Genomic DNA, 24,010 nt, shown 5'->3' on the forward strand with positions numbered 1-24,010 from the left:
GCTGGAGAGATGCCGGAGTGGCCGAACGGGACGGATTCGAAATCCGTTGTACCTTCGCGGGTACCTAGGGTTCAAATCCCTATCTCTCCGCCATTATTGATGCCTGAACCCCCGAAGCTCGTGGAGCTTCGGGGGTTTTTGCTTTTCAGGTCGGGCAACGATGGTTTTTGCCGTGCATTGTCAGGTAAGTCAGAAAGCCTGATGTGGCGCGTGCGCTCTGGCGGGATTGCCCTGCCCATGTTGCCGCTCCATGTCATTGGCCGAACAGCGTTTGCGCCCACTCCACGAACACCCTGACCCGTTGCGACAACTGCCGGTGGGGCGGATAGAGGGCGAACACCGGCATCGCGGGGGGACGCCATTGCGGCAGGACCTCCACCAGCGAGCCCTCCTGCAATTGCCGCTGGACGTGGTAGCGCGGTGCCTGGATCAGCCCCAGTCCGGCCTCGCCGGCGGCGACATAGGCACCCGCGCCGCTGACGGCGACGCGACCGGGTAGGTCGAGTTCATGTAGGGAGCCGTCGACGTCGAATTCCATGGGGAAGTGCTTGCCGCCGATGCTGGAGAAGTAGTTGACCGCCTGGTGGCCGGCCAGCGCTTCGAGGCTGTCCGGCAGCCCGTACCGGGCAAGGTAGTCCGGGCTGGCGCAGGTGACCTGGAGCAGTTGCGCGAGCGGGCGCGCGACCAGGCTGTCGTCCAGTACCTGGCCGGCGCGAATCACGCAGTCGATGCCTTCGCGAATCAGGTCGACGGGACGATCGTTGATGCTGATGACCAGGTCGATACGCGGATAGCGCTCGCAGAAATCCGCCAGCGCCGGCATGACCAGCAGGCGACCGATCGAGCTGGCCATGTCGATGCGCAGCGTCCCCTGGGGACTTCTCCGGCTCTCGGAAAACAGCGCTTCGGTGTCGTCCAGGTCGGCGAGCAAGCGCACGCAGTGCTGGTAGTAGGCGGTACCGTCCGGGGTGGGACTGACGTGTCGCGTGGTGCGTTGCAGCAATTGCACGCCGAGGTGGTTCTCCAACTGCTTCACCAGGGTCGTGGCCATCGCTGGCGATACCTTCAGGTCCTCCGCGGCCCGCGAGAATCCCTGGAGTTCGACGATTCGGGTGAACAGGCGCATGGCGGCCAGGCGATCCATCATTATTCGCTCTCACTGAATAGTGTTTGTGGGATTAGAGCATTTATCTCTCGCGGGGAAATAACAAGAATGGATGACTCATTCACGCGCTGTGGAGAATCACCTGATGAAAATGCGCGAACTGGGCCGCAATGGGCCCAAAGTCTCAGCGATTGGCCTGGGTTGCATGGGGATGAGCGAGTTCTACGGACGTCGGGACGACGCAGAATCGGTCGCGACCCTGCAGCGGGCGGTAGATCGGGGCCTGACCTTCTTCGATACCGCGGACATGTACGGGCCTTACAGCAACGAAGAGCTGCTCGGACGGGCGCTACGGGGTCGGCGCGAGCAGGTTTTCCTGGCCAGCAAGTTCGGTATCCTGCGTTCCGCCGACCCTCACAGCCGGGGTGTGAACGGTCGCCCCGAATACGTTCGGGCCTCGGTCGAGGGCAGCCTCAGGCGGCTGGGCGTGGACCATCTCGACCTCTACTACCAGCATCGCGTGGACCCGCAGGTGGCCATCGAGGAAACCGTGGGCGCGATGGCCGACCTGGTCTCCGCCGGCAAGGTGCGCTACCTGGGTCTCAGCGAGGCGTCGGTGCAAACCATCGAACGAGCCCACGCCGTACACCCGATAACGGCGGTGCAAAGCGAGTACTCGTTATGGACCCGTGATCCGGAATTCAACGGCGTCCTCGACCTGTGCCGGGGCCTGGGCATTGGCTTCGTGGCCTACAGTCCGCTCGGGCGCGGCTTCCTCACCGGGGCTATCGCCTCGCCGGAGGATTTCGACGCCGACGACTTCCGGCGACAGAATCCGCGCTTCCAGGGCGAGAACTTCCAGCGCAACTTGCAGTTGGTCGAGCAGGTTGGCGAGATCGCCCGCGAGAAGGGTGTCACGCCTGCACAACTGGCCCTGGCCTGGGTGCTGGCGAGAGACGAGCACTTGGTGCCGATCCCCGGGACCAAGCGTCGGCGCTACCTGGAGCAGAACATCGCGGCGCTGGACGTGAGCCTGTCGGCCGAGGAGCTGGCGCAGTTGGACGCGATCTTTCCGGAGGATGCCGCGACCGGGACGCGCTATGGCGAAATGGCAATGGCCCTGCTAAATCGCTAGCGATTTTCCAGCAGGTGGAACAGCTCGACGAACTGCCCGGTGAGCTTGTGGCTGGGCTCCAAGTGGATCAGCGGCGTGCATTGCTGGTGGGATTCGCGCATCTTCACCGAGCTGCCGAGGAACACCGGCAGCAGGGGCAGGCCTTCGGCGCGCATCTGGTCGATCAGTCGCTGGGGGAGTGCCGCGCGCGGCTGGAACTGGTTGACGACGATGCCCTCGACTTCCAGATTCTCGTTGTGATCCTCACGGATGTCGTCGATCTCGTCGAGCACGCCACGCAGCGCCTGTAGGGCAAAGCTGTCGCAGTCGAAGGGGATCAGGCAGCGATCGGCGGCGATCAGCGCGGATAGGCTGTAGAAGTTAAGGCCGGGCGGGGTGTCGATGTAGACCCGCTCGTAGTCCTCGTCGAGGCGATCGAGCAGCTTGGCCAGCTTCTGTACCTTGTACTTGGCTTCCAGCTTGGGTTGCAGTTCGCCGAGCTCCGGGGAGCCCGCCAGGACATCGAGGCGGTCCCAGGCGGTGGATTCGACCTTGACCTGGGCTTTCTTGGCGGCACCTTGATGCAGCGTCTGGCGAAAGAACTCGGCGATGCCCAGTGGCGGTTCTTCACGCAGGCCAAGCAGGTAGTGGCTGGAGTTGGCCTGGGCGTCGAGGTCGACCAGCAGGGTTCGAAAGCCTTCCTGGGCACTGATCGCCGCCAGGTTGCAGGCGATACTGGATTTGCCCACGCCGCCCTTGTGGTTGAACACCACCCGTCTCATGCGCCACTGCTCCTCGTCTGGATCGGTCATTGCAGTCTAGCGGCTACGACGACCGGGGTTCGTTACGGTTGGATGACGGTCACTTCTTCACCCAGCGCCCGTTGACCATGATGTACTGCCCGGCCGGGGTTTTCTCCAGGGCTTTCTTGCCGGCCAGCGTTTCCACGTCGCCCAGGGCGATGCCGTTCTGCTGCGCCAGTTTCTGGTATTCGGCCTTGCGTGCGGCGTTGATCAGGCTGGCGATCTCGCTGGCCTGGCCGCCACTCTGCACCACGCCGAGGTAGCCGTTGGGTTGTTCGCCGAGTTGGCCGCTGGCCTTGGCGCCGCCGAGCGCGGACATGGCTTCGCCGAGGTTCATGGCCCAGGCAGGGAGGGCGAGCACCAGGCTCAGGGCGAGGACGAACAGGGATTTACGATGCATGGCTCTCTCCTCAGAACAGGCCGCTGGATTCGTCGAGCAGGTTGTCCAGGGCCTTGTCGACCTTGATGTAGATCTCGTGCTGGATCTTCACGTTGAGATTGATGTTGATTGGCTCGTTGGGTACCGCGAGTTGAACGGTGGGCGTGCAGGCGCTGCTGGCCAGCGCGAGCAGCAGGGCAGGCAGGAGGCGCAGGGGCATCAGGGTGTCTCCTCTGTGGCCGAGGGGCGTTGCAGACGCTGCTGCACGCGTTGCTGGATGGTCCGGTTGACCCGGTCGCTGAGTTGCAGGCTGGTCAGCAGGGCCGGAATGTCTTCTTCCAGATTGATGTTGAAATTGATCGGACGACCGCCTTCCAGGTCGGGATTGCGACCTTCCAGGCGCAAGCCCAGGTTCAACGTGCCGCGCTCATCATAGCCGACGGTGCTGCTCAGGTGGCCGTAGTGGAAGTTCTCCAGCGCTTCGGTCACCAGGTTCATGCCAGGGTTGGCCTGGGCCATTGCCTGTAGCCTGGGGGAGACGAAGCGCAGTACGCCGCCAGGCGCGCGGGCCGCCAGGTGACCGTTTTCCACGCTGAGGCCCGTACCGTGCCAGCGCAGCGGCAATTCGCCATCTAACTGGCCGCTGCCTTCCAGGCCCTCGGTGGGGTAGGCGCGCAGCAATGCATCCAGGTGCAGGCCGTTGACGCTCAGGGTGTGGGCATCGCCGCTGCGTCCAGCTTGCCAGCGGCCGGGCGCCAGGTGCAGTTCGCCGTCGAACAGGCCCAATTGCAGGCGCTGCCAGTCCAGGGTTCCTCTCAGTGGAGCCTTGTAGCTTGCCTCGTACTGGCCGGCGAAGCTCAGCGGGCCGAGCGTCACGCCGGGATTGATCTGGGCGACGCTCAGGTCGGGCAGGGCGAGACGCAGGCGTTCCCCGTCGAGGCTCGCGCTGAGCGTGCCCTGCAGACCGCTGAACTCGGCGCGATCATAGATGCCTCCGAGCCCCTGCGCCTGGAGCGTGCCTTGGGCACGCCAGGGGCCGCTGGCCGACGCCTGGGCGGTTGCCGACGCCTGCAGGCGACCTTCGCCGAGGCTGAGCAACTCGGGCCAGTCGGGCAGCAGGCGGCTCAACGGATTGCCCGCGCGCAGGTAGAAGGGATCGACCTCGGCGCGCAGCGCGAGGCGTGCATCGGCCTGGCGCTGGGCATCGACGGCGAGGTGCAGGGCGTCGTCTAGGCTCAGGCGCCCCTGCAGGCGGGCGGCCCCGGCCTGGAGTTGCAGCGGCCCCTGCCACTGCCAGCGTTGGACCTTCAGGTGCGCCTGATTGAGCGCGCCGCCGCTCAGCGTCAGTGGAAGCTGCAGTTCGGTGTGCCCCGCGATAGCGCTGAACGGCAGGTGCAAGGCTCCGCCGTCGGCATTCAGCTTCAGCGCCGAGGCACGTACGCCGGCGCTTTCCAGCCTTGCCATGCCGAGGTCGATGCGTAGCTGCCCGGCTTGCAGTTGCAGCTGATCCGGGTCCACCTGCAGCGAAAACTGCGCGCGGGCCGCGAGCTGTTCCAGGCGCGTACCGGGCAGGGCCACGGCGTTGCTGCCCAGCTCCAGTCGTAGGGCGGGTGCCTCGACCCGCCAGGGCGGCCGGCGGGCGAGTCGAATGTCGCCGCTCAGCGTGCCCTGCAGCTCACCGGTGCTGGTCACGCTCATCGACAGTGGGAGGTTGTCGGCGTCCTCGGCGGTGGGTGTACGAGGTGTGAGTTCCAGGTGCAGGACTTGGGGGCGCAGTCCTTCGGGACTGTTGGCCAGTAGCTCGGCCTGCGGCTGCCAGGTCAGGTCGCTGGAGAGCCGCCGGGCGAACCAGGTGTCCGTGCTGCCAGCCAGCTCGGCGTCCAGTCGCCCCTGCAAGGTTCCCAGACCCGGCACCGGCCATGGCCCCGGCAGGTCGAGGGACAGGCGGGCACCGCCACTGGCCTGGCGCAGTGTCGCTGCGCTGAGCGTTTGCCCCGGTAGCGACAGTTGCCAGTCGGCGTCGACCTTAAGGCCCTCCGGCCAGTCCTCCAGTGGCAGCGACAGGCCGCTCCATTGCGCCTGCCAGGCCGCCAGCCAGGCGAGATCGCGCTGAGCGGGGAGTTGCAGTTGCCCGCTGAGGGCGAGGCCGGCTGGCGTTTGCTGCAGTCGCCCGAGCAGGGCGATGCGCGCCTGGGCATCGATCGCCAGGCTGGCCTCCAGTTGCAGGGCCTCCGGCGTTCCATCGAGGACCGCGGAGAGTTCCAGATGATGGTTGTCGCGCCAGGCCTCCCAGCTGAGCGCCAGCGGCAGGCCGGCAGTGGCGCGATCGGCCTGCAGCGTGCTTTCCAGGGCGCATTGCCCGTCGGCGCAGGGCAGGCCGAGGCGCAGATGCTCGATGCGCAGATGGCGGGGCAGCCAGCGGGCAAGGGTGGCAAGCGCGCTGGGGGAGACCTCGCTGGCCTGCGACGGCGCGGGCTCGTCGCCGGGTTCGGAGTGCCTGTCGAGGGCGAGCGTTTCGATGTGCAGGGTGCTGGAGAAGGGGCGCAGTTGCAGCTGTTCCAGCGTCAGACGCGTGGTGGCCTCGGGCAGGTGCTGGACCACAAGCACGCGCCGTAACGTCAGGCCGCGGGCTTGCAGGCTCACGCCGTCAAGTTCCAGCATCTGGATGCCCGCAGTCCGCAACAGTAGTGCGCTGGCGAGGGCGAGACACGCCGTCAACAGTAGCAGCGGGAGGGAGGCGATCAGGAGTAAGCGACGCGGCGGCATGGAATCGGATCTTTTGTGACGAGGGTCAGACTAGCAGTCTTGCCGAACGTTTCCTGCATTCCGGTGGCAGCCTTGGGCGATGGACGGTTCCGCTGAACGGGATGTCCGTGGCAAACCCGCGTGGGCCGTGGGGTTGCATGCAGTGGCGGATCACGCTGCCCTTTAACGGGGCGCCGCGACGAAAATGCCCCTTGACTTGTGCACAATAACGAGGCCTCCCCTTGTAGCGCCCCTCAAGCACCGCTCCAAGCCCCGTATTTACTGGGTGCCAACTTTAACTTATTGATTTTAAAAGACTTTAAGGATTGGTGAAAAAACCGTCAGTTTGTAGCAAGGCCCCGTTACATCGGCTTTTCGAGCGTTACCCACCGGCTTTTCCACATCGTTATCCACAGCTTCTGTGGACGAAATCTGAACGCTTTCTGTGGAACGAGGTCTTAGCGCTGGCGCAAGTCTTTACCCAGAAAAAAAAAGGAGTAAAGTGCGCGCCCTCTCAGGTTTTCCGCTTGGCCCATGAAGTACCGCGTTTCTCATTCCTCGGTCCCGGCCCCTTCGCCCGCCGTACCCGCGCTCCCCGTGAAGCTCGCCTCCTGGCTCCTCGACAGTCCTCGCCTGGGGCAGACCCATGGTGCCAAACGTCTGGCGGGCCATCTGCTCAAGCAGCCCGCACGACGGGGTGTGGTCGAGGCGCAGAGCCGCCTGGGCCAACTGCTCTGCCGCCACTGTGGTTGCCAGCGTGATCGCCGCATCGGTCGTCAGCTGCTAAAGCAGGCTGCACGGGCAGGCGATCCCCGTGCCCAGTTGGAGCTCGGCAGGCAGCTCACCGTCTGGCCGGAAGACGCCGACGTGCAGGCGCGCTACTGGCTGGAGCAGGCCGCCGCGCAGGGCTCGCACGAGGCCAGTCGCCTGCTGCGCGAGCGCTTCGCCGACGCCTGACGGCTACTTCAGCCCGAGACGGCGCGCCAGCAAGGCGCGCAGCGCCGCAGGCTTCACCGGCTTGCCCAGGTAGTCCAGTCCGGCGGCGTGTACCTCGGTCACCAGTTCAGGGCGCGTGTCGGCGCTGATCACAACGCCCGGAATCGCATCATCCAGCCGTGAACGTAGCCAGGCCATGAGTTGCGTACCGGTGTCGCCATGGTCGAGGTGATAGTCGACCAGCACCAGTTGCGGGCGCAGACCCTGTTCCAGCAGCGTTTCGCATTCCTGGCGATTGCGTGCCACGGCCACCTGGCAGCCCCAGCGCTGCAACAGCGCACGCATGCCGGAGAGAATGCTTTCCTCGTTGTCCACGCAGAGCACGGGGCCGCCTTCGAGGGGCGCGCCCTGCGCTGCGGGGATGGGCGAAGGGATGGCGGCTGCGGCCTGGCGTGCGATGGGCACGCTGACGCTGAAGACGCTGCCGTGTCCGGGCCAGGAGCGCACCGCGAGTTTGTGACCGAGCACCCGGCAGAGGCCGTCGGCGATCGCCAGGCCCAGCCCCAGGCCCTTTTCGGCGCGCGTGCGGTGGCTGTCCAGGCGCTTGAACTCCTCGAAGATTTCCTTGCGCTTGTCTTCCGGAATTCCCGGGCCGCGATCCCAGACCTCCAGTGAAAGGTGCTCGCCCTGACGGCGCACGCCGAGCAGTACGCGGCCTTCGGCATAGCGGAAGGCATTGGTGAGGAAGTTCTGCAGGATGCGCCGGAGCAGCTTGGCGTCACTCTGCACGCGCAGCTGGCTGCCGCGCAGGTGGAAGTCCACGCCCTGTTCCCTGGCCAGCGCGGAGAACTCGCTGCCCAGCGTGTCGTAGAGGCTGGCCAGGGGGAAGGCGGCGATCTGCGGCGCAATCCGCCCGCCCTCCAGGCGCGAGATATCCAGCAGGTCGCCGATCAGGTCTTCCGCCGAGCGCAGCGAGCCGTCGAGGTTATGCACCAGTTGCCGGGCTTCCTCCGGCAGCGCGGTGTCGTGCATCGCCAGCGCGGCCGAGAACAGGCGGGCGGCATTCAGCGGCTGCATCAGGTCGTGACTGACCGCGGCGAGAAAGCGCGACTTGGACTGGTTGGCCTCCTCCGCGCGGGCCTTGGCTTGGCTCAGTTCCAGATTCAGTTCGGAAAGCTCGCGAGTACGTTCGGTCACGCGCTGCTCGAGGCTTTCGTTAGCGTTCTCCAGCGCCTTGGCGGCGGCGCGGTAGGCGCTGATGTCGCTGAAGCTCATGACGAAGCCGCCGCCGGGCATCGGGTTGCCGATCAGCTCGATCGTGCGGCCGTTGGGGAATACCCGCTCGGAGGTGTGTGCGGTGCCTTGGCGCATCCAGTACAAGCGCCGGGCCACATGGGCGTCGGGGTCGCCGGGGCCACACAGGCCGCGCTCGGCGTTGTAGCGGATGATGTCGGCGATCGGGCGGCCGACGTAGACCAGGTCCTCGGGGTACTCGAAGAGCTCGAGGTAACGGTGGTTCCAGGCGACCAGGCGCAGGTTGAGGTCGACCACGCTGATGCCCTGGGAGATGTTCTCGATCGCGCCCTGCAGCAGCGCGCGGTTGAACTGCAGCACCTCGGAGGCTTCGTCGGCGATGCGCACCACATCCTCGACTTGCATGTCGCGGCCCTCGATGGCCGCCTTCACCACCGCGCGGGTGGACGAGGCGCCCAGCACACCGGCGAGCAGGCGCTCGGTATGGGCGATCCATTCGCCATTGGCCGCCTGCTCTGGGGCGAAAGGCTTGCCCTGGCGCCGGGCGAAGCGCTCGAAGCTCTGTTGCGCGCGCTCCTCGCCGACGAAGCGCGCGGCGAGGGTCATCAGGTCGACCACCTGCACCGCCAGCAGGGGCCGACCACCGGGGCGCACATGGCTTTGCTGGCCGATGAAGCGGCTCGCCTGCCAGTGCTCCGAAACGCGGGTGCGCGAAAACAGTGATACCAGGGCGAACAGCGCGAAGTTGCCGGCCAGCGAGAGCACCACGCCGCGCGTCAGCGGGTCGACCTCCAGGCCGATCGGCAGGTGCAGCAGCGTTTGCAGCCCCGGGAAGAGCTGCAACGGCAGCCCCAGGCTGCGTGCCACCAGCGGCAGCACCAGGGTGTACAGCCAAAGCAAAGCGCCCGCCGTCAGGCCGGCGAACACGCCACGGCGGTTGGCCTGCTTCCAGAGCAGTGCGCCGGTCATCGCCGGCGCCAGTTGGCCGACCGCGGCGAAGGAGATCTGCCCGATGGTCGCCAGGCTCGCGTTGGAACCGAGCAGGCGGTAGCTGACGTAGGCCAGCAGCAGGATCGCCACGATGCTCACCCGGCGCGCCGTGAGCATCCAGTGGCGGAATACCACGAAGGGCCGCTCGGCGTTCTGCCGACGCAGCAGCCAGGGCAGCAGCATGTCGTTGGAGACCATGGTCGAGAGCGTCACACTGGCGACGATGACCATGCCGGTAGCCGCGGAGGCGCCGCCGATGAAGGCGAGCAGGGCGAGCGCCGGGTGCGCCTCGGCCAGTGGCAGGCTGATCACGTAGGAGTCATGGCTGACGCCTGTCGGAAGCAACATCTGCCCGGCCAGCGCGATCGGCACCACGAACAGCGCCGCCAGGGCCAGATAACCGGGAAACACCCAGCGCGCCAGACGCACATCCTGTGGATGGGTGTTCTCCACCACCGCCACATGGAACTGACGGGGCAGGCAGAGAATGGCGATCGCCGACAGCCAGGTCTGCACCAGCATCGACGGCCAGTTCACCGGCTCCTGCCAGAACTTCGTCAGTTGCGGGGCCTGGCGCGCGCGCTCCAGGAGGTCGGGAAAGCCGTCATAGAGGCCGTAGGTGATGAAGGCACCGACCGCGAGGAAGGCCAGCAGCTTGACCAGCGACTCGAAGGCGATCGCCAGGACCATGCCGCGGTGATGCTCGGTGACGTCCAGGCTGCGGGTGCCGAACAGAATCGCGAACAGCGCCAGAGCCAGGGAGACGATCAGCGCCGTGTCCTGGGCGCGGGTGCCGGTGGCGTCTGCGGTAGCGCCGGTGAGCAGGTTCACGCCGAGCACGATGCCCTTGAGCTGCAGCGCGATGTAGGGCAGCACGCCGACCAGGCAGATCAGTGCCACCACCACCGCCAGGGTCTGCGACTTGCCGTAGCGCGCGGCGATGAAGTCGGCGATGGAGGTGATGTTCTCCTGCTTGCTGATCATCACCGTCTTCTGCAACGCCCAGGGAAAGAACAGCAACAGCAGCACCGGGCCCAGGTAGATCGGCAGGAACGACCAGAGCTGCTCGGCGGATTGGCCGACCGCACCGAAGAAGGTCCAACTGGTGCAGTACACCGCCAGCGACAGGCTGTAGACCCAGGCGCGCAGACGCGGCGACAGCGGCTGGCGGCGGCGGTCGCCGTAGAAGGCGATAGAGAACAGGACGGTCATGTAGATCAGGGCGACCAGGGCGATCAACCCACTGGACAGGCTCATGCAGGCTCCAGAACGGACGGTTAAGCGGCGCGAGAGGCGCTACCGGCTAGTTTCGCAGTTCGGTGCACCTTGCGTCAGCGTACCTGCGACCAAGGTCGCAGGCCGGCTTGAGCGCGGCGAGCCGGGCTGGTAGCGTGTCCGCGCCCTTGCGCTGCGGGCCTGCCCGGGCCGCGTGCGGGCTCTGCGCGACCCTGTGTCGCGCAGGGGCGGGCCGCGGGCGTGAAACGAGGACTGCAACGATGTTCAAACCGCAACCGGTCACCCTGCAGCGGGGTGCCTTGCGTCTGGAACCGCTGGTCGAGTCGGACATTCCTGTCCTGGTCGAACTGGCCGATGCCAACCGTGACGAACTGATCTACCTGAACGGTCCCCTGCGGCCGGACTGGTATCGCCAGGGCCTGGCCGAAATGCGTGACGAGCGCGCCGTGGTTTTCACCGTGCGCGTGGCCGACCAGGTGGTGGGCACCACCCGTTTCGCCGACTTCAACAACGCCCTGCCGGCCGCCGAGATCGGCTGGACCTGGTACGAGCGTGGCCAGCACGGCAGCGGGCTGAACGACAGCATCAAGTTCCTGATGCTGCGGCATGCCTTCGAGGAATGGGAGTTGGTGCGCGTGCAACTGAAAACGGCGGCCAGCAACCTGCGCTCCCAGCGCGCCATCGAAAAACTCGGCGCCGTGCGCGAAGGCCTGTTGCGCAACCATCGGCGCCTGGCCGACGGGCGCCTGGACGATACCGTGATGTACAGCATCACCGATCGCGAGTGGGCAGAGGTCAAAGCCGCCCTGGAAGAGCGCTTCTCCTGAGCCCCGCTCCGAACCCGGCATGGGGCGCCCACGCGGCCCATGCCGGGCGCGATCTAGTCCTTCGGTAGCAAACGCTCGAACAGCGCCTCGATGACGTTGAAGCGCTCTTCCGCGTGTTCCATAGGCACCTGGAATTTGAAGATCGTCGCGCCCTCGAACTTGTAGCGTTTGGGTTGGCTCTGGATCAGCTTGATCAGCGTCAGTGGGTCCACCGGCGTCTGCGCACCGAACTCCAGGCGGCCGCCCTGCGGGCCGGCGTCGACCTTGACGATGCCGAGCTTCTCCGCCTGCATCTTCAGCAGCGTCAGGCGCACTAGGTGCTTGGTCGGCTCGGGGAGCAGGCCGAAGCGGTCGATCATCTCCACCTGCAGGTCCTTGAGCTCGTCCTCGTCGCTGGTCGAGGCGATGCGCTTGTAGAGGATCAGCCGCGCATGCACGTCGGGCAGGTAGTCCTCGGGAATCAGCGCTGGCACCCGCAGGTTGATGTCCGGGCCGCCGCCCAGCGGCTGGTCGAGGTTGGGCTGCTCGCCCTTGCGGATGGCCTTCACCGCGCGGTCGAGCATCTCCATGTAGAGCGTGAAGCCGACCGCCTGGATCTGTCCGCTCTGGCCTTCGCCGAGCAGCTCGCCGGCGCCGCGAATCTCCAGGTCATGGGTGGCCAGCACGAAGCCAGCGCCCAGGTCCTGGGCTTCGGCGATGGCCTCCAGGCGCTTCTGCGCGTCCTCGGTCATGCCCTTGCGCGGCGGCGTGAGCAGGTAGGCGTAGGCCTGGTGGTGGCTGCGGCCGACGCGCCCGCGCAACTGGTGCAACTGGGCCAGGCCGAACTTGTCGGCGCGCTCGATGATGATGGTGTTGGCGCTGGGCACGTCGATGCCGGTCTCGATGATGGTCGAGGCCACCAGCACGTTGCTGCGCTTGTGGTAGAAGTCGCTCATCACCTGTTCCAGTTCGCGTTCGCGCATCTGCCCGTGGCCGATGGCGATGCGCGCCTCGGGCACCAGGGCGGCGAGGTCGGAGGCGCACTTCTCGATGGTCTTCACGTCGTTGTGCAGGTAGTAGACCTGGCCGCCGCGCAGCAGCTCGCGCAGCAGCGCCTCCTTGATCACCGTGTCCTGTTGTTCCATGACGAAGGTGCGCACCGACAGCCGGCGCGCCGGCGGGGTGGCGATGATCGACAGATCGCGCATGCCGGCGATGGACATGTTCAGCGTGCGCGGGATCGGCGTGGCGGTGAGGGTGAGGATGTCCACCTCGCTGCGCAGCGCTTTCAACTGTTCCTTCTGGCGCACGCCGAAGCGATGTTCCTCGTCGATGATGACCAGGCCCAGGTCCTTGAACTTGACGTCGTCCTGCAACAGCTTGTGGGTGCCGATGACGATGTCCAGCTGGCCTTCGGCGAGCTTGGCCACGGCGGCGTCGACATCCTTGGCGGACTTGAAGCGACTCATCACCTCGACCTTCACCGGCCAGTCGGCGAAGCGGTCGCGGAAGCTGTTGTAGTGCTGCTGGGCGAGCAGGGTGGTGGGTACAAGCACCGCCACCTGCTTGCCGCTGTGTACCGCGATGAAGGCGGCACGCATGGCCACCTCGGTCTTGCCGAAACCGACGTCGCCGCAGACCAGGCGGTCCATCGGCTTGGGTGCCAGCAGGTCGGCGCGCACCGCGTCGATGGCGGACTGCTGGTCCGGGGTTTCCTCGAAGGGGAAGCCGGCGGAGAAGGTTTCGTAGTCGGCCTGCGGGTCGTTGAAGGCGTGGCCCTTGCGCGCGGCGCGGCGAGCGTAGATGTCGAGCAGCTCGGCGGCGACATCTCGCACCTGCTCGGCGGCCTTGCGCTTGGCCTTCTGCCATTGCTCCGAACCGAGGCGGTGCAGCGGCGCCAGGGCGTCGTCGCTGCCGGTGTAGCGGGCGATCAGGTGCAGGCTGGCGACCGGCACGTAGAGCTTGGCCCCCTCGGCGTATTCCAGGGTGAGGAATTCGGCGGCCTGGCCTTCGATCTCCAGCGTCTGCAGGCCGAGATAGCGGCCGACGCCGTGGTCGATGTGCACCACCGGCGCGCCTTCGCGTAGCTCGGTGAGGTTGCGGATGACGTGCTCGCCGCCGTCGCGCCCGCGCTCGCGGCGACGGCGCTGCATGACGCGCTGGCCGAACAGGGCGTTCTCGGTGACCAGGGCCAGCTCGTCGAGCAGCAGGCCCTCGTCGATCGGTGCGACGGCGATCGCCAGGCGCTGTTCGCCGGCGATGAAGGCCGGCCAGCCGTCGACTTCCTGGGGGCGGATCTTCAGGCGCGCGAGCAACTCCAGCAGGGCCTCGCGGCGGCCGGCGGATTCCGCGACGAAGAGCACGCGACCCGGCTGTTCTTCGAGGAAGCGCCGCAGCGCGCCGAGCGGCTCACTGGCCTTGGCCTGCACCGCCAGGTCCGGCAACGGGCGCGCGGCAAAGCGTTCGCGGCCCACGCCGGTTTCCAGATCGTCGCGCTGGATGACCACCCGTGGCCAGCTCTTGAGTCGGGCGAAGCAGTCCTCCACGGGAAGGAAGACCTCGGCCGGCGGCAGGAGCGGGCGCTGCGGGTCGACGCGACGCTCCTCGTAGCGGTTGCGCGCGTCGTTCCAGAAGTTCTCCGCGGCCTGTTCGATGCCCGGCAGGGAAAACACCCGGGTGTCCTGCGGCAGGTAGTCGAACAGTGTCGAGGTGTCTTCGAAGAACAGCGGCAGGTAGTACTCGATACCCGCCGGGGTGATGCCGCTGGAAAGGTCCTGGTACAGCGGGCAGCGGCGGAAGTCGACGTCGAAGCGCTCACGAAAGCGTGCGCGGAAGTCGGCGACGGCTTTCTTCTCCAGGGGGAATTCACGGGCCGGTAGCAGGTTGATCGAGTCGACCTTGTCCACCGAGCGCTGGGTCTCCGGGTCGAAGGTGCGCAGGGTCTCGATTTCGTCGTCGAACAGGTCGATGCGAAACGGCTGCGTACTGCCCATTGGGTAGAGGTCGATCAGCGCGCCGCGCACGGCGAACTCGCCGTGTTCATAGACGGTATCCACGCGACGGTAGCCGGCGGCCTCCAGGTTCGCGCTCATCTGCTCGACGTCCACCCGCTGGCCGGTTTCCAGCACCAGGCTGGAGCCGAGCAGGAAGCGCGTCGGGGCCAGGCGATGTAGGGCGGTGGCGATCGGAACTACCAGGACCCCGTGGCGTAGCGAAGGCAGGCGATAAAGCGCCGCGACTCGCTCGGAGATGATGTCCTGATGCGGCGAGAACAGGTCGTAGGGCAGGGTTTCCCAGTCGGGGAACTGCAGCACCGGCAATTCCGGGGCGAAGAAACGCAGCTCCTGCTCCAGGCGCTCGGCGCTTGCGCTGTCGGCGGTGAGCAGCAGGGCGAAGCGTTCAGCGGCGCTGGCGGCCTCGGCGATAGCCAGGGACAGCGCGGCACCCGGCAGGTTACCCCAGGCTTGCTTGCCTGAGTCGGAAAGGCGGGGAAGCGGCAGTGCGGACACGTGAGAGGACGGCTCCGAGAGAGGGGGCTTATCCGCCCGATTGTAACTATCCGCGCGCGGTGCTGTCAGTCTCCTGTCCGGGGCGGCAGGCCGCCTGCGGCGCCGGTGTCGGCAGTTTCGCTCGTGATTCGGGGCGGGTTGTCGGGGGTGCCGCGGCTTGCGACACATTGCTCGGCGCGTTGCGCGCCGTCATAATGTAGCCCCTTTTCTCAGCTCCTACATGTGGAAGGTACTGCCCGTGACTCAGAAGACCGACCAGTGTCTCGGTGAATGGATCGATCGCGAAGCCCTCGCCGAAGCGATGATCCCGCTGATTGGCCAGCTCTATCGCAACAACAACGTGGTGACCTCGCTCTACGGGCGCAGCCTGATCAACCGCTCGGTGATCGACATCCTCAAGGGGCATCGCTACACCCGTCACCGCCAGGCCGATGAAACCGAGCTGTCGGTACAGGAAACCTTCCCGTTGCTGCAGGCGATGGCCGGCCTGAAACTGGGTGCCGCTTCGGTCGACCTGGGTCGTCTGGCTGCCAAGTACAAGGCCGAGAGCAACGGCCGCAGCGCCGAAGAATTCGTCCGTGAAGAGCTCGCCGACGTGGTCGGCAAGCAGGGCACTGGCGCCTCCCGTGGCGTCGACGTGGTGCTCTACGGCTTCGGCCGCATCGGTCGCCTGCTGGCGCGCATCCTGGTCGAGAAGACCGGCGGTGGCGACGGCCTGCGCCTGCGCGCCATCGTCGTGCGCAAAGGGGCCGAGAACGACCTGGTCAAGCGCGCCAGCCTGCTGCGTCGCGACTCGGTGCACGGTTCCTTCAACGGCACCATCATCGTCGACGAGGAGAACAACTGCCTCGAGGTCAACGGCAACCTGATCCAGGTGATCTACTCCAACGACCCGAGCACCGTCGACTACACCAGCTACGGCATCAACGATGCGCTGATCGTCGACAACACCGGCAAGTGGCGCGACGCCGAAGGCCTGGCCCAGCACCTGAAGTGCCCGGGCGCCTCCCGCGTGATCCTCACCGCGCCGGGCAAGGGTGCGCTGAAGAACATCGTGCATGGCATCAACCATGGCGACATCGCCGCCGACGACAAGATCGTCTCCGCGGCGTCCTGCACCACCAACGCCATCGTGCCGGTGCTCAAGGCGATCAACGACAAGTACGGCATCGTCAACGGCCACGTCGAGACCGTTCACTCCTACACCAACGACCAGAACCTGATCGACAACTTCCACAAGGGCAACCGTCGCGGTCGTTCCGCGGCCCTGAACATGGTGCTGACCGAGACCGGCGCCGCCAAGGCCGTCGCCAAGGCGCTGCCGGAACTGGCTGGGAAGCTCTCGGGCAACGCCATCCGCGTGCCGACCCCGAACGTCTCCATGGCCATCCTCAACCTGAACCTGGAGAAGGGCACCGATCGCGACGAAGTCAACGAGTACCTGCGCCACACCGCGCTGTACTCGGACCTGCACAAGCAGATCGACTTCGTGAACTCGCCGGAAGTGGTTTCCAGCGATTTCGTCGGTTCGCGCTATGCCGGTGTGGTGGATGCCGAGGCGACCATCTGCAACGACAATCGTGTCGTGCTCTACGTCTGGTACGACAACGAGTTCGGCTACAGCTGCCAGGTGGTGCGTGTGCTCGAGGAGATGGCCGGGGTCAACCCGCCGTCGTTTCCGCGCTGAGGTAAAACGCTGAACCTGCGCTGAACGAAGTGACGGGAGCCCCAGGGCTCCCGTTTTCTTTGGGGCTGTATATGCCGGGGATAGAGGCGCGGTCTGTTCTCCAGGCGTCGTCTACTGTTACGTAATCGCCAAAAAAACACGGTGTCCGGGTGGTCAGTGCCTGGGGGCCTCTCTATAATCGAGCGGATTTTTTTCCGGGGTTGGCGCCTGCGAGCGCGTCTATTACAGGTTTCGCACGCATATCATTGGTTTTTTCCTCTGTTCCCCTGCCGACCCCTTATAAGCTTTTAAAATCAGTGGTTAGGCAACCTATGATGAAAATAAAACGAGGGCTTGAGCTGCCCATAACGGGCGTGCCAGCGCAGCGTATCGAAGCCGCAAGGCCGGTGCGTAGTGTTGCCGTGATAGGTTTCGACTATCACGGGATGAAGCCGACCATGGCCGTGCAGGTCGGTGAGCGCGTCAAACTGGGGCAGGTGCTGTTTTCCGACAAGAAGACGCCAGGCGTACATTTCACTGCGCCTGCCGCTGGGGTAGTCAGCGCCATCCATCGCGGCGAGCGGCGTGTGCTGCAGTCCGTGGTGATCGATGTCGAGGGCGACGAGCAGGAGGTTTTCGAGCGTTATCCGCTCGAGCAGCTCGACGCGCTCGACGGCCAGGCAGTCCGCGACAACCTGCAACGCTCCGGCCTGTGGACCGCATTTCGCACGCGGCCCTACAGCAAGGTGCCGGCGGTCGACGCCACGCCCCGTTCCATTTTCGTCACGGCCATCGATACCCATCCGCTGGCCGCCGATCCCCAGGTGATCATCGCCGAGCAGGCCGAGGCCTTCGAGCAGGGTCTGAAGGTGCTCGGCAACCTGGCGCCGATCTTCCTCTGCAAGGCCGAGGGCGCCAGCCTGCCGGGCGAGTCCCTGGCCAAGGTCCGTAGCGAGTCGTTCGCCGGCCCGCATCCGGCAGGCCTTGCCGGTACCCATATCCACTTCCTCGATCCGGTGAGCGCCGGCAAGAGCGTCTGGACCATTGGCTACCAGGACGTCATCGCTGTCGGCAAGCTGTTCGCCACGGGCGAGCTGTGGGTCGAGCGCGTGGTCGCTCTGGGCGGCCCGGTGGTCGAGCAGCCGCGCCTGCTGCGCACCCGCCTGGGCGCGAACCTCGACGAGCTGACCGCCGGCCAACTGCACCCCGGCTGCAACCGGGTAATCTCCGGATCGGTCTTCGGTGGTCGCACCGCTCACGGCGCGTTCGCCTACCTCGGGCGTTATCACCAGCAGGTTTCCTGCCTGCTCGAGGGCAAGGAGCGCGAGATGCTCCATTACCTGCGTGCCGGGGTGAACAAGCATTCGGTGCTGAACGTCTTCGTCTCCAAGCTGGCTGCGGCCAAACGCCTGGCGCTGACCACCACCACCAACGGCAGTCCGCGCGCCATGGTGCCGGTAGGCAACTACGAAGAGGTCATGCCACTGGATATCCTCGCCACCCAACTGCTGCGCTCGCTGATCGTCGGTGATACCGAGATGGCGCAGAAGCTCGGCTGTCTGGAGCTGGACGAGGAGGACCTGGCGCTGTGTACCTACGTGTGCGCCGGCAAGTACGAGTATGGCCCGATCCTGCGGGACAACCTCACCCGCATCGAGCTGGAGGGCTAAGCCTTGGGTATCCGTGCATTCCTCGACAAGATCGAGCACAACTTCGAAAAAGGTGGCAAGTACGAAAAGTGGTACGCCCTCTACGAGGCCGTCGACACTTTCTTCTACCGCCCCGGCAGCGTGACCAAGACCACGGCCCACGTGCGTGACGGCATCGACCTCAAGCGCATCATGATCACCGTCTGGTTGTGCACCTTCCCGGCGATGTTCTTTGGTATGTGGAACGTCGGCTTCCAGGCCAACAGCATCTATGCCGCCAATCCCGACCTGCTGGCCGCGCAGAACAACTGGCATGTGTCCTGGGTCGCTGCGCTGGCCGGTTTCGATCCGAACAGCCTGTGGGACAACTTCATCCAGGGTGCGCTGTACTTTCTGCCGATCTACGCGGTGACCTTCATCGTCGGCGGTTTCTGGGAGCTGCTGTTCGCCTCGGTGCGGCGTCATGAGGTGAATGAAGGCTTCTTCGTGACCTCCGTGCTGTTCGCCCTGATCCTGCCGCCGGACATCCCGCTGTGGCAGGTCGCGCTGGGCATCAGCTTCGGTGTGGTGATCGGCAAGGAAGTGTTCGGCGGTACCGGCAAGAACTTCCTCAACCCGGCGCTCACCGGGCGTGCGTTCCTGTTCTTCGCCTACCCCGCGCAGATGTCCGGTGACGCGGTCTGGACCGCGGTCGACGGCTTTGCCGGCGCTACCAGCCTGAGCCTGGGGGCTGCGGGTGGCATGGACAACATCCTCGGCCACGGCATTACCTGGATGGACGCTTTCGTCGGCACCATCCATGGCTCGGTCGGTGAAACCAGCACCCTGGCAATCCTCATCGGCGGCGCCGTGCTGCTGCTGACCAAGATCGCCTCCTGGCGCATTGTCTCCGGGGTGATGATCGGCATGATCGCGCTGAGTTCGCTGTTCAATGCCATCGGTTCGGAGACCAATCCGCTGTTCGCGATGCCCTGGTACTGGCACCTGGTCATCGGCGGCTTCGCCTTCGGCATGATCTTCATGGCCACCGATCCGGTATCGGCATCGATGACCAACACCGGTAAGTGGATCTTCGGCATCGTCATCGGGGTCATGGTCGTGCTGATCCGCGTGGTCAACCCGGCCTTCCCCGAGGGCATGATGCTGGCGATCCTGTTCGCCAACCTGTGTGCACCGCTGATCGACCACTTCATCGTTCAGGCCAACATCAAGCGGAGGCTGGCACGCAATGTCTAGTCAGAAAGAATCCATCGGTCGTACCCTGACGGTGGCCCTGCTGGTCTGCCTGGTCTGCTCGGTGTTCGTCGCTGGCGCGGCGATCGCGCTGAAGCCGACGCAGATCGAGAACCGTCAGGTGGATATGCAGCGCAGTATCCTCGGCGTCGCTGGCCTCGGCCAGGCGGGGATGAGTGCCGCGCAGGTGCGTGAGCTGTTCGCCGAGCGCATGGTGGCCAAGGTCGTCGACCTCGAAACCGGCGAGTTCGCCGAAAACATGGACCCCAAGAGCTACGATCCGCTGCAGGCTGCGCGCGATCCGGCGCAGTCCGAAGCCCTGCCGGGTGACGAGGACATCGCCTCGATCAAGCGTCGCGAGCGCTATTCGGTGGTCTACATGGTCGAAGACCAGGGCCAGTTGCAGGCGCTGGTGCTGCCGGTACGCGGCTATGGCCTGTGGTCGACGCTGTACGGCTTCCTGGCGGTGCAGGGCGACCTCAACACCGTGGTCGGTCTGGGCTTCTACCAGCACGGCGAAACGCCGGGCCTGGGGGGCGAGGTCGACAATCCGAAGTGGCGTGCGCAGTGGACGGGCAAGACGCTCTACGACGAGAACGGCAAGGTCGCCGTACAGATCGTCAAGGGCGGCGTGGACCCACAGAGCCCGCGCGCCGAACACCAGGTGGATGCCATCGCCGGCGCTACCCTGACCAGCAATGGGGTGAACAACCTGTTGCACTTCTGGCTGGGTGAGAACGGTTTTGGTCCTTTTATCGCTAAATTGCGTTCCGGGGAGGCATGAGCATGTCGCAACCGACCATCAAAGAAGTCCTGCTCAATCCGGTCTTCAACAACAACCCCATCGGCCTGCAGATCCTCGGGATCTGCTCGGCGCTGGCGGTGACCTCGAACCTGAAGACCGCGTTGGTGATGTCGATCTGCCTGACCTTGGTGACCGGCTTCTCCAACCTGTTCATCTCGATGATCCGCAGCCAGATCCCCAGCTCGATCCGCATGATCGTGCAGATGGTGATCATCGCCTCGTTGGTGATCGTGGTCGACCAGGTGCTCAAGGCCTATGCCTTCAGCCTGTCCAAGCAGTTGTCGGTGTTCGTCGGACTGATCATCACCAACTGCATCGTGATGGGCCGTGCCGAGGCCTTTGCCATGCAGAACCCGCCGATCCTGTCGTTCTTCGACGGCATCGGTAACGGCCTGGGCTACAGCGCCATGCTGGTCACCCTCGGGGTGATTCGTGAGCTGCTCGGTTCCGGCAAGCTGATGGGCTTCGAGATCCTGCCGGTGGTCAACGACGGCGGCTGGTACGTGCCCAACGGCCTGCTGCTGCTGCCGCCTTCCGCGTTCTTCCTGATTGGCCTGATCATCTGGGGCATCCGTTCCTGGAAGCGTGAACAGGTGGAAGAGCCGACCTACCGCATGGCGCCCCAGGTGTCCAGCAAGGAGGCTTACTAATGGAGCACTACATCAGCCTGTTCGTCCGCGCCGTGTTCGTCGAGAACATGGCCCTGGCGTTCTTCCTCGGCATGTGTACCTTCATCGCCATCTCCAAGAAGGTGGAAACGGCGATCGGCCTGGGCATCGCGGTCATCGTGGTGCAGGCCATCACCGTGCCGGCCAACAACCTGATCTACACCTACCTGCTGAAAAACGGCGCGCTGGCCTGGGCCGGCCTGCCGGAGGTGGACCTGTCCTTCCTCGGCCTGCTCAGCTACATCGGGGTGATCGCCGCCATCGTGCAGATCCTCGAGATGCTCCTCGACAAGTACGTCCCCAGCCTCTACAACGCGCTCGGCGTGTTCCTCCCGCTGATCACGGTGAACTGCGCCATCATGGGCGGCACCCTGTTCATGGTGGAGCGTGACTACAACCTCTCCGAGAGCGTGGTCTACGGCTTCGGTTCGGGCCTGTCCTGGGCGCTGGCGATCGCACTGCTCGCGGGTATCCGCGAGAAGCTCAAGTACAGCGACGTGCCCGCCGGCCTGCAGGGTCTGGGCATCACCTTCATCACCATCGGCTTGATGTCCCTGGGCTTCATGTCGTTCTCCGGTGTCCAGCTGTAAGGGTGGAATGAGTAGATGAACTACGAGATTTTCCTCGCGATCGGCATGTTCACCGCCATCGTCCTGGCGCTGGTGCTGATCATCATGGTCGCCCGCGCCAAGCTGGTCTCCAGCGGCGACGTGAACATCGAGATCAACGGCGAGAAGACCATCACCGTGCCGGCCGGCGGCAAGCTGCTGCAGACCCTGGCGGCGAACAACATCTTCCTCTCGTCCGCCTGCGGCGGCGGCGGCACCTGTGCCCAGTGCAAGTGCATCGTCGAGAGCGGTGGCGGCGAGATGCTGCCCACCGAGGAGTCGCACTTCACCCGCCGTCAGGCGGGCGAGGGCTGGCGCCTGTCCTGCCAGACACCGGTCAAGCAGGACATGAAGATCGAAGTGCCCGAAGAAGTGTTCGGCGTGAAGAAGTGGGAATGCACCGTCGCGTCCAACCCCAACGTCGCCACCTTCATCAAGGAGTTGACGCTGAAGCTGCCCGAAGGCGAGCACGTGAACTTCCGCGCCGGCGGCTACGTGCAGCTGGAATGCCCGCCGCACGTGGTCAACTACAAGGATTTCGACATCCAGGAGAAATTCCGCGGCGACTGGGACAAGTTCAACATGTGGCGCTTCGTCTCCAAGGTCGACGAGACGGTGATTCGCGCCTACTCCATGGCGAACTACCCGGAAGAGCGCGGTATCGTGAAGTTCAACATCCGCGTGGCCTCGCCGCCGCCGAATCGTGACGATATCCCGCCGGGCAAGATGTCCTCCTGGGTGTTCAACCTCAAGGCTGGCGACAAGGTCACCGTGTACGGTCCCTTCGGTGAGTTCTTCGCCAAGGACACCGACGCCGAGATGGTCTTCATCGGCGGTGGCGCCGGCATGGCGCCGATGCGCTCGCACATCTTCGACCAGCTCAAGCGCCTCAAGAGCACCCGCAAGATCAGCTTCTGGTACGGCGCGCGCTCGATGCGCGAGGCGTTCTACGTGGACGAGTACGACATGCTGCAGGCGGAGAACGAGAACTTCTCCTGGCACCTGGCGCTGTCCGATCCGCAGCCCGAAGACAACTGGGACGGCATGACCGGCTTCATCCACAACGTGCTGTTCGAGAACTACCTCAAGGACCATCCGGCCCCCGAGGATTGCGAGTTCTACATGTGCGGCCCGCCGATGATGAACGCCGCGGTGATCAAGATGCTCACCGACCTGGGCGTCGAGCGCGAGAACATCCTGCTCGACGACTTCGGCGGCTAGTCATGCGCTACCGCCTTCTGCCCGCCGGTGCCGTCGCTTTGGCGATGGCCCTGGCGGGTTGTTCGTTCAAGGACCCGCTGGAATCCTTCGGCGGTCCGACCATGGGCAGCACCTACAACGTCAAGTACGTGCGCGGCGACGGCGCTCCATCGGTCGCCGAGGCCCAGCGCGAAGTCGAGGCCATCCTCGCCGAGGTGGACGCGCAGATGTCCACCTACCGCAACGATTCCTTCATCGAGCAGTTCAACGATGCTCCGGCTGGCTGCCGCGAGGCACCTGCTCCGGTGCGTGAGCTGGTCACCTACGGCGAGCAACTGTCCAGCGAAAGCGACGGTGCGTTCGACCTGACCGTCGAGCCGCTGCTCAACCTGTGGGGCTTCGGCCCGCGCGGGCATGGCGAGAAGGTGCCGAGCGCTGAGCAGTTGCAGGCGGTGCGCGGCGAATTCGGACATGCCCACCTGCGGGTCGACGGCGAACGCCTGTGCAAGGACATCGATGCCCTGCAGGTCGACTTCAATGCCATCGCCGCCGGTTATGCGGTGGACCGCATTTCCGCGCGCCTGCAGGCAATGGGCGTGAAGAGCTATCTGGTGGAAGCCACCGGCGAGCTCAAGGCGGTAGGCCACAAGCCCGACGGCTCGCCCTGGCGGGTGGCGATCGAGGCGCCGTTGAGCGAAGCGCGCAGCGCCCAGCGCATCGTCGAGCTGGACGGCTACGGCGTCTCGACCTCGGGCGACTATCGCAACTACTTCGAGGAGAATGGCGTACGCTATTCGCACACCCTCGATCCACGCGCCGGCGCGCCGATCCGTCACTACCTCGCGGCGGTCACGGTGGTCGATCCTTCGACCTTGCACGCCGACGGTTTGTCTACCCTGTTCATGGTGCTCGGTCCGCAGGCGGGCTACGACTACGCCGCCGCCCACGACATCGCGGCGTTGTTCGTATCCCGCGAGGGCGAAGGCTTCGCCAGCCGCAGCACCCCGGCCTTCGATGCGCTGTTCCCGGCGCGAGGAGAGTGAAATGATCTGGTTGAGCGTATTCATCGTGATGCTGTTGGTGGTCGCCGGCATGGCGGTCGGCGTGATGTTCGGGCGCAAGCCCATTGCCGGCTCCTGTGGCGGCATCGCCAACCTGGGTATCGAAAAGGACGAATGTCCGATTTGCGGTGGCAACACCAGCAAGTGCGACGAGGTGAACGCCGAGAAGACCCAGGCGCAGGTCAGCGAGCTGGCCTACGACGCGGCGCGGCGCTGAGCGGTAACTGAATACGGGCCGTCGGG

Annotated in this window: 19 protein-coding genes and 1 tRNA gene; 13 read left to right on the forward strand and 7 right to left on the reverse strand. The window is 65.3% G+C overall.

The genetic code is table 11. From position 1 onward, the window contains the following. Positions 1-3: 3 nt before the first annotated feature. Positions 4-93: transfer RNA gene (locus ACYRGX_RS10235), tRNA-Ser, on the forward strand. A 160-nt stretch (positions 94-253) separates the two neighbouring features. Here ACYRGX_RS10235 and ACYRGX_RS10240 read toward each other — a convergent pair. Beyond that, positions 254-1,144, reverse strand: coding sequence for a LysR family transcriptional regulator (locus ACYRGX_RS10240; protein WP_473056669.1), 891 nt, complete (start codon positions 1,142-1,144; stop codon positions 254-256). A 106-nt stretch (positions 1,145-1,250) separates the two neighbouring features. On the opposite strand from ACYRGX_RS10240, the gene ACYRGX_RS10245 reads away from it, so the two are divergent. After that, positions 1,251-2,240 (forward strand): aldo/keto reductase, encoded by a 990-nt coding sequence (locus ACYRGX_RS10245; RefSeq protein ID WP_473056450.1) that lies wholly within the window; start codon positions 1,251-1,253, stop codon positions 2,238-2,240. Here ACYRGX_RS10245 and ACYRGX_RS10250 read toward each other — a convergent pair. From ACYRGX_RS10250 to ACYRGX_RS10265, 4 genes are all read right to left on the reverse strand, one after another. Beyond that, the gene (locus tag ACYRGX_RS10250; protein WP_473056451.1) at positions 2,237-3,001 is read right to left on the reverse strand and encodes a ParA family protein; all 765 of its coding nucleotides are present in this window, start codon (positions 2,999-3,001) and stop codon (positions 2,237-2,239) included. The genes ACYRGX_RS10245 and ACYRGX_RS10250 overlap by 4 nt on opposite strands. Positions 3,002-3,080: 79 nt before the next feature. Then, the gene (locus tag ACYRGX_RS10255) at positions 3,081-3,422 is read right to left on the reverse strand and encodes a YdbL family probable chaperone protein (protein ID WP_473056452.1); all 342 of its coding nucleotides are present in this window, start codon (positions 3,420-3,422) and stop codon (positions 3,081-3,083) included. A 10-nt stretch (positions 3,423-3,432) separates the two neighbouring features. After that, positions 3,433-3,621 (reverse strand): YnbE family lipoprotein, encoded by a 189-nt coding sequence (locus ACYRGX_RS10260; protein WP_473056453.1) that lies wholly within the window; start codon positions 3,619-3,621, stop codon positions 3,433-3,435. Then, positions 3,621-6,167 carry an intermembrane phospholipid transport YdbH family protein gene (locus ACYRGX_RS10265; protein ID WP_473056454.1) on the reverse strand — a complete coding sequence of 849 codons (2,547 nt, stop codon included), beginning with the start codon at positions 6,165-6,167 and terminating at the stop codon, positions 3,621-3,623. The genes ACYRGX_RS10260 and ACYRGX_RS10265 overlap by 1 nt, the downstream gene beginning before the upstream one ends. Positions 6,168-6,680: 513 nt before the next feature. Here ACYRGX_RS10265 and ACYRGX_RS10270 point away from each other — a divergent pair. Next, on the forward strand, positions 6,681-7,103 hold the full coding sequence (locus ACYRGX_RS10270) for a tetratricopeptide repeat protein (RefSeq protein ID WP_473056455.1): 423 nt from the start codon (positions 6,681-6,683) through the stop codon (positions 7,101-7,103). Between the two features lie 3 nt (positions 7,104-7,106). Here ACYRGX_RS10270 and ACYRGX_RS10275 read toward each other — a convergent pair whose 3' ends face one another. Beyond that, positions 7,107-10,583, reverse strand: coding sequence for a hybrid sensor histidine kinase/response regulator (locus tag ACYRGX_RS10275; RefSeq protein WP_473056456.1), 3,477 nt, complete (start codon positions 10,581-10,583; stop codon positions 7,107-7,109). 239 nt (positions 10,584-10,822) lie between these two features. Here ACYRGX_RS10275 and ACYRGX_RS10280 point away from each other — a divergent pair, with 239 nt between their 5' ends. After that, positions 10,823-11,389 carry a GNAT family N-acetyltransferase gene (locus ACYRGX_RS10280; protein ID WP_473056457.1) on the forward strand — a complete coding sequence of 189 codons (567 nt, stop codon included), beginning with the start codon at positions 10,823-10,825 and terminating at the stop codon, positions 11,387-11,389. A 53-nt stretch (positions 11,390-11,442) separates the two neighbouring features. On the opposite strand, the gene mfd is transcribed toward ACYRGX_RS10280, so the two are convergent. Then, on the reverse strand, positions 11,443-14,877 hold the full coding sequence (gene mfd, locus ACYRGX_RS10285) for a transcription-repair coupling factor (RefSeq protein ID WP_473056458.1): 3,435 nt from the start codon (positions 14,875-14,877) through the stop codon (positions 11,443-11,445). A gap of 220 nt (positions 14,878-15,097) precedes the next feature. On the opposite strand from mfd, the gene ACYRGX_RS10290 reads away from it, so the two are divergent. The 9 genes from ACYRGX_RS10290 (at position 15,098) to nqrM (ending at position 23,984) form a co-directional block, all read left to right on the forward strand. Continuing rightward, positions 15,098-16,564 carry a glyceraldehyde-3-phosphate dehydrogenase gene (locus ACYRGX_RS10290; protein WP_473056459.1) on the forward strand — a complete coding sequence of 489 codons (1,467 nt, stop codon included), beginning with the start codon at positions 15,098-15,100 and terminating at the stop codon, positions 16,562-16,564. Positions 16,565-16,875: 311 nt separating this feature from the next. Continuing rightward, entirely contained in the window at positions 16,876-18,213 is a 1,338-nt protein-coding gene (locus tag ACYRGX_RS10295; protein WP_473056460.1) for a Na(+)-translocating NADH-quinone reductase subunit A, read from the forward strand. 3 nt (positions 18,214-18,216) lie between these two features. Beyond that, positions 18,217-19,428: an NADH:ubiquinone reductase (Na(+)-transporting) subunit B gene (locus ACYRGX_RS10300; RefSeq protein ID WP_473056461.1), complete on the forward strand. Its 1,212-nt coding sequence runs from the start codon at positions 18,217-18,219 to the stop codon at positions 19,426-19,428. Next, positions 19,421-20,209, forward strand: coding sequence for a Na(+)-translocating NADH-quinone reductase subunit C (locus ACYRGX_RS10305; protein WP_473056462.1), 789 nt, complete (start codon positions 19,421-19,423; stop codon positions 20,207-20,209). Before ACYRGX_RS10300 ends, ACYRGX_RS10305 begins: the two co-directional genes overlap by 8 nt. Then, positions 20,206-20,880: an NADH:ubiquinone reductase (Na(+)-transporting) subunit D gene (locus ACYRGX_RS10310; RefSeq protein ID WP_473056463.1), complete on the forward strand. Its 675-nt coding sequence runs from the start codon at positions 20,206-20,208 to the stop codon at positions 20,878-20,880. The genes ACYRGX_RS10305 and ACYRGX_RS10310 overlap by 4 nt, the downstream gene beginning before the upstream one ends. Next, positions 20,880-21,488, forward strand: a complete 609-nt coding sequence (nqrE, locus tag ACYRGX_RS10315; protein ID WP_473056464.1) for an NADH:ubiquinone reductase (Na(+)-transporting) subunit E — start codon at positions 20,880-20,882, stop codon at positions 21,486-21,488. Before ACYRGX_RS10310 ends, nqrE begins: the two co-directional genes overlap by 1 nt. Before the next feature lie 15 nt (positions 21,489-21,503). Beyond that, positions 21,504-22,727 carry an NADH:ubiquinone reductase (Na(+)-transporting) subunit F gene (gene nqrF, locus ACYRGX_RS10320; RefSeq protein WP_473056465.1) on the forward strand — a complete coding sequence of 408 codons (1,224 nt, stop codon included), beginning with the start codon at positions 21,504-21,506 and terminating at the stop codon, positions 22,725-22,727. A gap of 2 nt (positions 22,728-22,729) precedes the next feature. Next, a complete protein-coding gene (locus ACYRGX_RS10325; RefSeq protein WP_473056466.1) occupies positions 22,730-23,749 on the forward strand; it encodes an FAD:protein FMN transferase in 1,020 nt (339 codons plus the stop codon). A 1-nt stretch (position 23,750) separates the two neighbouring features. Further along, entirely contained in the window at positions 23,751-23,984 is a 234-nt protein-coding gene (nqrM, locus tag ACYRGX_RS10330; RefSeq protein ID WP_473056467.1) for a (Na+)-NQR maturation NqrM, read from the forward strand. Positions 23,985-24,010: the final 26 nt, after the last annotated feature.

Source organism: Pseudomonas sp. R4-15, from assembly GCF_055768815.1.